Below are 7,223 nucleotides of genomic sequence, written 5' to 3'. Positions count from 1 at the left end.
AAGGAACGGACACTTCCTTCGTACTCACCCGAGAGACTCTCTCAGGCTTTCCTCCGGGCGTTTCCCTTCGGTCTTGCGATTCCGACTCTATCAGACCGTTTTCCGATCCGATTTCCTCGGTGCTTTCCAGGTTTCCGCTTTCGCGTTTCCCTTTCCGGCGGTTCCGACTCTATCAGATCCTTTCGGGCCTGATTCCCAGTCAGGGGGCTTGTCTTCGCGGCTGCAGAGCCGTTCTGACGAGTGAGACGTTAGCGGAATCTCGGCTCCCGAGCTAATCGGGGGTGACGTCCTTTCGAACGTGGATTCCTCATTTCGCAAACGCACAGCAAAACGAGTCGACGACGGATCGTCGTTCGTTGAGTGCTTGTTGCGGAATGACTGTCCGGGGACCGACCGGAGTCGGCGCTCACGTCGGACAGCCCGGAGAACATTACGTACGGGGTGGAGGTGTGTCAACTCAGCTCCAGGCGGCCTGCCGGCGGCGTAGTCTGGAGCCATGACTACGCATACGTGCACCCAGCAGTGGTGGGCCGCCTGACGGCGGCCGTACTCACGTATGTACTCAACGGCCGCCGCCTCGGCGGCCGTTTTTGTGTCTCCCTCCTGGAGAGCCGGCCGGCGGGTGCGGCGGCCTCGACCAGGAGGTGGAGAGATGACGCGGATCTTCAGTGGGGTCAAGCCGACCGGGCATCTGACGCTGGGGAACTATCTGGGGGCCGTACGGCGGTGGGCTGATGTCGATCAGCACCGGGCCGATGCTCTGTTCTGCATCGTCGATCTGCACGCGCTGACCGTGGACCACGATCCGGGGCGCGTGCGCAGGCTCAGTCGGCAGGCGGCGACGTTGTTGCTGGCGTCGGGGCTCGATCCGGAGCTGTGCACCGTATTCGTACAGAGTCATGTGGACGAGCACGCACGGCTGTCGTATCTGCTGGAGTGCGTCGCGACCGACGGGGAGATGCGGCGGATGATCCAGTACAAGGAGAAGGCCGCGCGGGAGCGGGAGCGCGGTGGGAGTGTGCGGCTGGCGCTGTTGACGTATCCCGTGCTGATGGCGGCGGACATCCTGGCGTACGGGACCGATGAGGTGCCGGTGGGTGATGACCAGACGCAGCATGTGGAGCTGACGCGGGATCTGGCCACGCGGTTCAACCAGCGGTACGGGCACACGTTCGTGGTGCCGCGGGCCACGCGTCCGGAGGTTGCGGCGCGGGTCATGAATCTGCAGGAGCCGACGTCGAAGATGGGGAAGACCGATGACGTCGGGCCCGGGGTCGTCTATCTGCTCGACGAGCCGGAGGCCGTGCGGAAGAAGATCATGCGGGCCGTGACCGACAGCGGGCAGGACGTCGCGTACGACCGGGAGGCTCGGCCGGGGGTCTCGAATCTGCTGGAGATTCTTGCCGCCTGTGAGGGTGGGAACCCCGAGGCCTTGGGCGGTGTATATGAGTCGTACGGAGCTTTGAAGAAGGACACCGCCGAGGCCGTGGTCGAGCTCCTCAGGCCCGTACAGGAAAGGCACAAGGAGTTGTGCGCGGATCCTGCGTACGTGGAGGGGGTGTTGCGGGACGGGGCGGCGAAGGCCAGGGAGTTGGCGCGGCCGAGAGTGGACGCGGCGTATCAGGCGATCGGTTTGCTGACGGCGGGCTGATCGGGCCATCGGTTTGCCGGCAGCGGGCTGATCGGGCGATCAGTTTGCCTGCGGCGGGCTGCAGGACGGTGGAAGGCACGGCTGGAGGGCGGTGGGGCCGGGGGCGGGCCCGGCCCCGGGTCCGCTAGCTGTTGCCGGAGGCCAGTTCGCGGCTGCGGTCGCGGGCTGCCTCCAGTGCGGCGATCAGGGCTGCGCGCACACCGTGGTTCTCCAGTTCGCGGATGGCGTTGATCGTGGTGCCCGCGGGTGACGTGACGTTCTCGCGGAGCTTCACGGGGTGCTCCCCGCTGTCGCGGAGCATCACGGCGGCGCCGATCGCGGACTGGACGATGAGCTCGTGTGCCTTGTCGCGGGGCAGGCCGAGCAGGATGCCCGCGTCCGTCATGGCCTCCACGAGGTAGAAGAAGTACGCCGGTCCCGAGCCGGAGAGGGCGGTGCAGGCGTCCTGCTGGGACTCGGGGACGCGGAGCGTCTTGCCGACGGCGCCGAAGATCTCCTCGGCGTGGGCGAGGTGTGCGGCGGTGGCGTGGCTGCCGGCGGAGATGACGGACATGGCCTCGTCGACGAGGGCGGGGGTGTTCGTCATGACGCGGACGACCGGAGTGCCTGCGGCCAGGCGCTCCTCGATGAAGGAGGTGGGGATGCCTGCCGCGCCGCTGATGACCAGGCGGTCGGCGGGGATGTGCGGGGCGAGTTCGTCGAGGAGGGTGCCCATGTCCTGCGGCTTGACCGTGAGGATGAGGGTGTCCGCGGACTTGGCTGCCTCGGCGTTGGTGACCGCCGTGACTCCGTGGCGCTCCTGGAGTTCCTTGGCGCGCTCGGGGCGGCGGGCGGTGACCAGCAGGTCGGCGAGGGGCCAGCCGGCCCGGATCACTCCGCTGAGCAGGGCTTCGCCGATCTTGCCGGTGCCGAGGACTGCGACTTTCTGGGTCATGGTGCGGGTGCCCTCCGGGGGGTGCGTCGTCCGGTGTCCATCCTCGCACCGGGGGTGCGGGACGGGGTGGGCTGTCCGTTGGGCGGACGGGCCGCCGGTTACGCGGTCCGGCGTCGCAGGGTTGCCGCGCCCAGGGTCAGGACCAGGAGGGCGCAGCCCGCGACGATCAGGACGTCGCGGACGAAGGTGGCTGTCATGTCGGTGTGTTTGAGGACTTCGCTCATGCCCTCCACGGCGTAGGACATGGGGAGGACGTTGGAGATGGCTTCGAGGACGGGGTGCATGTTGGAGCGGGGGGTGAAGAGGCCGCAGAGGAGGAGTTGGGGGAAGAGCACTGCCGGCATGAACTGGACCGCCTGGAATTCCGAGGCCGCGAAGGCCGAGACGAAGAGGCCGAGGGCTGTGCCGAGGAGGGCGTCGAGGAGGGCGACAAGGAGGAGCAGCCAGGGGGATCCGGTGACGTCGAGGCCCAGGAACCAGACCGCCAGGCCGGTGGCCAGGGCCGACTGGATGATGGCGAGGGCTCCGAAGGCGAGGGCGTAGCCGGCGATGAGGTCGCCCTTGCCGAGGGGCATGGCGAGGAGGCGTTCCAGGGTGCCTGACGTGCGTTCGCGCAGGGTGGCGATGGAGGTGACGAGGAACATCGTGATCAGCGGGAAGATCCCGAGGAGGGAGGCGCCGATGGAGTCGAAGGTGCGCGGGCTGCCGTCGAAGACGTAGCGGAGCAGTACGAGCATCAGGCACGGGACGAGGATCAGCAGCGCGATGGTCCGTGGGTCGTGGCGGAGCTGGCCCAGGACGCGGGCGGCGGTGGCGGTGGTGCGGGAGAAGTTGATGGCGCTCGGGCGTTGGCCGGCGTGGGCACCGGCGGGCCGGGGTGCGGTGGTGGGCGTGGTCGTCGTGCTCATCGGACGGTCTCCTTGCGGGGGTGGTCGCCGGAGGGTGACTCGTTGCTGGAACGGGAGGCGTTGTCGGATCTCTGGCCGGGTGTGGGCCGGTTGGCCGTCGCGTTCGCCTCGTCGACCAGGTGGAGGAAGGCGGCTTCGACGGTGTCGGAGCCGGTGCGCTCGCGCAGGGCGTCCGGGGTGTCGTCGGCGAGGATCTCGCCCTCGCGCATCAGGAGGAGTCGGTGGCAGCGCTCGGCCTCGTCCATGACGTGGGAGGAGACGAGCAGGGTGGCCTCGCGTTCGGCGGCGATGGCGTGGAAGAGGTTCCAGAGGTCGCGGCGCAGGACGGGGTCGAGGCCGACGGTCGGTTCGTCGAGGACCAGGAGTTCGGGGGTGCCGAGGAGGGCGACGGCGAGGGAGACGCGGTTGCGCTGGCCGCCGGAGAGGTTGCCGGCGAGGGAGTCCGCGTGGGAGGTGAGGTCGACGTCGGCGATGGCCTGGGTGACGTTGGCGTGGCGGCGCTCGGCGCCTGCGCGGCCGGGGTCGAGGATCGCGGCGAAGTAGTCGAGGTTCTGGCGGATGGTCAGGTCGTCGTAGACGGAGGGGGCTTGGGTGACGTAGCCGATGCGGGAGCGGAGTGCGGCGTCGCCCGCGGGGCGGCCGAGGACTTCGAGGGTGCCGGTGACCTTGGCCTGGGTGCCGACGGTCGCGCGCATCAGGGTCGACTTGCCGCAGCCGGAGGGGCCGAGCAGCCCGGTGATCTGGCCGCGCGGTACGGCGAAGTCGAGTCCGCGCAGGACGGTGCGGGTGCCGCGTACGACGGTGAGGGCTTCGGCGCGGACGGCGGGCTGCCTGGTGGGGGCTGGCGGCTCTGGCGTGTCGGGTGACCTTGAAGCAATATTCATCATGTGATGAATATTGCTCCTGCGGGGTGGGGTCGTCAAGCCCGGCACCAGGTCGGGCTAAAGCCCCGTCGCATCCGACGGCGCAGGCGCGCGGGGGCGTGATCGGAAGGGGGCGGTCCGGGGTGGTGCGCTTCCGCGTTCACGCGGTGGTTACGCGAGAGGGGTACGTGCCCAACTCCCCTTCCTGACAATGGATTTCAGTGAATTTCAGGGAAGTGGGCGTGATCGGGACGGTGTTTGCGTTCGCGCTGATCGCCTCGGCCGAGTCGCTGTTCAGCGCGGCGGCGGTGGACCGGCTGCATCGGGGGCCGCGGGCCGACTACGACCGGGAGCTGATCGCGCAGGGCGCCGGGAACGCCGTCTGCAGCCTCCTCAGGGCACTGCCAGACCGCGGTGATCGTGCGGAGTGCGGCGAATGTGAGGGCCGGGGCGCGGACGAAGGTGTCCCGGGTGCTGCACGGGGTGTGGTTGCTGATGTTCACGGCCCTGCTGCCGGGGGTGCTCGGGGTGATTCCGGTGGCCGCGCTGGCGGGGCTGTTGGTGCACGCGGGCTGCAAGCTGGTGCCTGCACGGGAGTTGGGGCCGCTGTGGCGCGAGCATCGCGGGGAGCTGGTGGTGCTTGTCGTGACGGCGGTGGCGATCGTGGCCGGGAATCTGTTCGAAGGGGTCATCGTGGGCTTGCCCTTGCCGTCGCCAAGGCCGCCTGGGACATCAGCCATGTGCATGTGGAGACCGTGGACCGGGGGGGGGGACGCGGGGATGGTCGTACGGGTGGTCGGGCATGCGACGTTTCTACGGCTGCCGAAGCTGCTCGACGCCTTGGAGGCGCTGCCGCACGACCGGGACGTACGGCTGGAGCTGGGTGGGCTGCGGCACCTGGATCACGCGTGTGCGGCGGCCCTTGAGGGGTGGGCCGCCGGGCGGGGTCACGAACGCGTGGCGACGATCAGTTCGACGTCGTAGACCTCCTCGACCACGCCGTCCGGGAAGATGCCGAGCAGGTGGGCGCGCTCTTCGGTGAGGAAGGCGTTCGTGCCCTCCTCACCGAGGACCAGGAAGGCCGAGTGGCTGCCGATGTTGGCGAGGTGGGTGTCGAGGGGGACTCGGCGGCTCCAGCGGACCTGGTCGCGGTCGACGTTCAGGGTGCCGACCGGGGTGGTGGTGAGGGTGGCTGCGGCGGCGGCACCGCTGCCGTTCTTCTTCACGACCGCGTCGAGGCCGAGGAAGCGCTCGACCCGGTCGGCCGCCTCCGCGATCCAGGGGATGTCCAGGGCTTCGGTGTTCCACCAGAGGGCGAGCGCGCCGCCGTCCGGGCGCAGGACGCGGAACGCCTCCGGGATGGCCTGGGCCGGGTCGGTCCAGTGCCAGGCCTGGGCGTAGGTGACGAAGTCCGCGGAGGCGGTGGCGAGGGGGAGAGCGTTGCCGTTGCCCCGGACGACGGGGGTGTCGGGGAGCGTGCGGCGGAACTCGGCCGCCATGCCCTCGCCGGGTTCGATGGCCAGCACGTGCGCGCCCCTTGCCTTGAGGCGGGCGGTCGCGATGCCGGTGCCGGCGCCTACGTCCACGACCGTCGCTCCGGTGAGGGGGCGGTGCGCGAGGTCTTCGATCGCGTCGAAGAGGGTGGGGGGATAGGAAGGGCGGTTCGCGGCGTACTGGGCTGCGGCTGTGTTGAAGGAGTGGGCTCGGGTGGTGTGGGAGTGGGTCGCCATATGGTCATGATGGCGGGGGTGGGGCCTTGGGGGCGGGCGGTTTGGTGAGAGTTGGGCGTGGGTGACTGGAGGGGTTTTCGCCCCCTCCGCCCTTACCCGTCCCTTGCTTCCTGGGGGCTGCCGCCCCAGACCCCCACATCGCGCTGAACGCGCTCGTCCTCAAACGCCGTACGGGCTGAAAGATCAACCCCGGCCCGGGCTGAAGATCACCGGCTAGGAGTTGCGGCGCTTCTTCGAGGGGTTTCCCGTGCGGCGCTTGCTGCGGCGTTCGTACTGTTCGCGGGCCGTCTCGTACTCCTCGCGGTGGAGTTTCTCGCCCGGGGCCTCGGTGAGGGAGCGGAGGAAGTAGGCGAGGAGGGAGCCGATGAAGCCGATCGTGAGGAGGCCTCGGAGGGAGGCCTGGCGGTCGGGGTCGGGGCGTTTGGTGTATGCGGCTGAGGTGTGCCGGAACGCGAGGGCGCTGCACGCCGCGAACATCACGACGACCAGGATGTTCACCGCCTTGCCCACGTCCGCGATCTCCAGGCCCTGGTAGGCGAAGCGGAGCACGAAGCAGGCGGCCACCGCGGCGGCCAGGGAGCCGACGGCGACGCCGGCTCGGCGGACCGCATAGCCGTCGGTGTGGTCCACCCAGGTCGTGCCGAAAAATCGAAGGGGTTCGGGCTGGGGCCCCGCGGGGGTGCCGGTGCTGTCGTCGCTCACGCGTCGATTATCGCTCCGGCTCGGCCGCGGGGCCCTGGCGGTGGTCGGTCAGGCGCAGCGCGGGGCCACGTAGCCGTCGCTGCCCGTCTGGACGTAGGCGTCCGAGACGTACTCGCTGACGGCTATGCCGTCCCAGATGTTCGACGTGCCGTACGGGCCGGTGACCGACTCACCCGGCTTCTGGCAGAAGATCGGGACGTGGGCGCCCTCGGACAGGACGCGGACGATGCGGTAGGTGGTACCCGGGCCGCTGCGGACGTTGAGCCTGACGCCCGGTGCGACCGGGTAGTACCGCAGAGCCGCCGTCTCGGCCTGGGTCGCGACCGCTTCCTCGCCGCCGCCCTCGATTTCCTCAACACGGTCAACAGACATAAAAAACCTCCCCCGTTGGACCCCATGGCTGCCATGGGACCCCTTTGATTCCCCTGAATCAGG

General features: G+C 69.3%; 7 protein-coding genes and 1 pseudogene. 2 read left to right on the top strand and 6 right to left on the bottom strand.

Annotation, left to right across the window (positions count from 1 at the left end):
* The first annotated feature begins 652 nt into the window (after positions 1–652).
* Positions 653–1,651, top strand: coding sequence for a tryptophan--tRNA ligase (gene trpS, locus ACFVKT_RS32755; RefSeq protein WP_385738273.1), 999 nt, complete (start codon positions 653–655; stop codon positions 1,649–1,651).
* 124 nt (positions 1,652–1,775) lie between these two features.
* Here trpS and proC read toward each other — a convergent pair whose 3' ends face one another.
* The 3 genes from proC to ACFVKT_RS32740 all read right to left on the bottom strand — a co-directional run bounded on the left by proC (position 1,776) and on the right by ACFVKT_RS32740 (position 4,380).
* On the bottom strand, positions 1,776–2,585 hold the full coding sequence (gene proC / locus ACFVKT_RS32750; RefSeq protein ID WP_385738271.1) for a pyrroline-5-carboxylate reductase: 810 nt from the start codon (positions 2,583–2,585) through the stop codon (positions 1,776–1,778).
* A 98-nt stretch (positions 2,586–2,683) separates the two neighbouring features.
* Positions 2,684–3,493 (bottom strand): ABC transporter permease, encoded by an 810-nt coding sequence (locus tag ACFVKT_RS32745; RefSeq protein ID WP_385738269.1) that lies wholly within the window; start codon positions 3,491–3,493, stop codon positions 2,684–2,686.
* The gene (locus ACFVKT_RS32740; RefSeq protein WP_385738267.1) at positions 3,490–4,380 is read right to left on the bottom strand and encodes an ABC transporter ATP-binding protein; all 891 of its coding nucleotides are present in this window, start codon (positions 4,378–4,380) and stop codon (positions 3,490–3,492) included. Before ACFVKT_RS32740 ends, ACFVKT_RS32745 begins: the two co-directional genes overlap by 4 nt.
* A gap of 209 nt (positions 4,381–4,589) precedes the next feature.
* Here ACFVKT_RS32740 and ACFVKT_RS32735 point away from each other — a divergent pair.
* A pseudogene (locus tag ACFVKT_RS32735) lies at positions 4,590–5,340 on the top strand (SulP family inorganic anion transporter); the annotation flags it as partial.
* On the opposite strand, the gene ACFVKT_RS32730 reads toward ACFVKT_RS32735, so the two are convergent.
* The 3 genes from ACFVKT_RS32730 to ACFVKT_RS32720 form a co-directional block, all read right to left on the bottom strand.
* On the bottom strand, positions 5,304–6,086 hold the full coding sequence (locus ACFVKT_RS32730; protein WP_385738265.1) for a class I SAM-dependent methyltransferase: 783 nt from the start codon (positions 6,084–6,086) through the stop codon (positions 5,304–5,306). The pseudogene ACFVKT_RS32735 and the gene ACFVKT_RS32730 sit on opposite strands and share 37 nt — an antisense overlap.
* A gap of 213 nt (positions 6,087–6,299) precedes the next feature.
* Positions 6,300–6,788: an EamA/RhaT family transporter gene (locus ACFVKT_RS32725; RefSeq protein WP_385738263.1), complete on the bottom strand. Its 489-nt coding sequence runs from the start codon at positions 6,786–6,788 to the stop codon at positions 6,300–6,302.
* A gap of 48 nt (positions 6,789–6,836) precedes the next feature.
* Positions 6,837–7,160: an SH3 domain-containing protein gene (locus ACFVKT_RS32720; RefSeq protein ID WP_385738261.1), complete on the bottom strand. Its 324-nt coding sequence runs from the start codon at positions 7,158–7,160 to the stop codon at positions 6,837–6,839.
* Positions 7,161–7,223: the final 63 nt, after the last annotated feature.

The organism is Streptomyces sp. NPDC127595 (assembly GCF_042671685.1).
GTDB lineage: Bacteria > Actinomycetota > Actinomycetes > Streptomycetales > Streptomycetaceae > Streptomyces.
Note: the sequence above shows the minus strand (reverse complement) of the source record. Positions and strands in the feature narration are given on the sequence as shown.

Bases quoted from the DNA above. Each gene is read 5' to 3' on its own strand.
- ACFVKT_RS32730 (WP_385738265.1), bottom strand. From the start codon at position 6,086: ATGGCGACCCACTCCCACACCACCCGAGCCCACTCCTTCAACACAGCC.
- proC (WP_385738271.1), bottom strand. From the start codon at position 2,585: ATGACCCAGAAAGTCGCAGTCCTCGGCACCGGCAAGATCGGCGAAGCC.
- trpS (WP_385738273.1), top strand. From the start codon at position 653: ATGACGCGGATCTTCAGTGGGGTCAAGCCGACCGGGCATCTGACGCTG.
- ACFVKT_RS32720 (WP_385738261.1), bottom strand. From the start codon at position 7,160: ATGTCTGTTGACCGTGTTGAGGAAATCGAGGGCGGCGGCGAGGAAGCG.
- ACFVKT_RS32745 (WP_385738269.1), bottom strand. From the start codon at position 3,493: ATGAGCACGACGACCACGCCCACCACCGCACCCCGGCCCGCCGGTGCC.
- ACFVKT_RS32740 (WP_385738267.1), bottom strand. From the start codon at position 4,380: ATGATGAATATTGCTTCAAGGTCACCCGACACGCCAGAGCCGCCAGCC.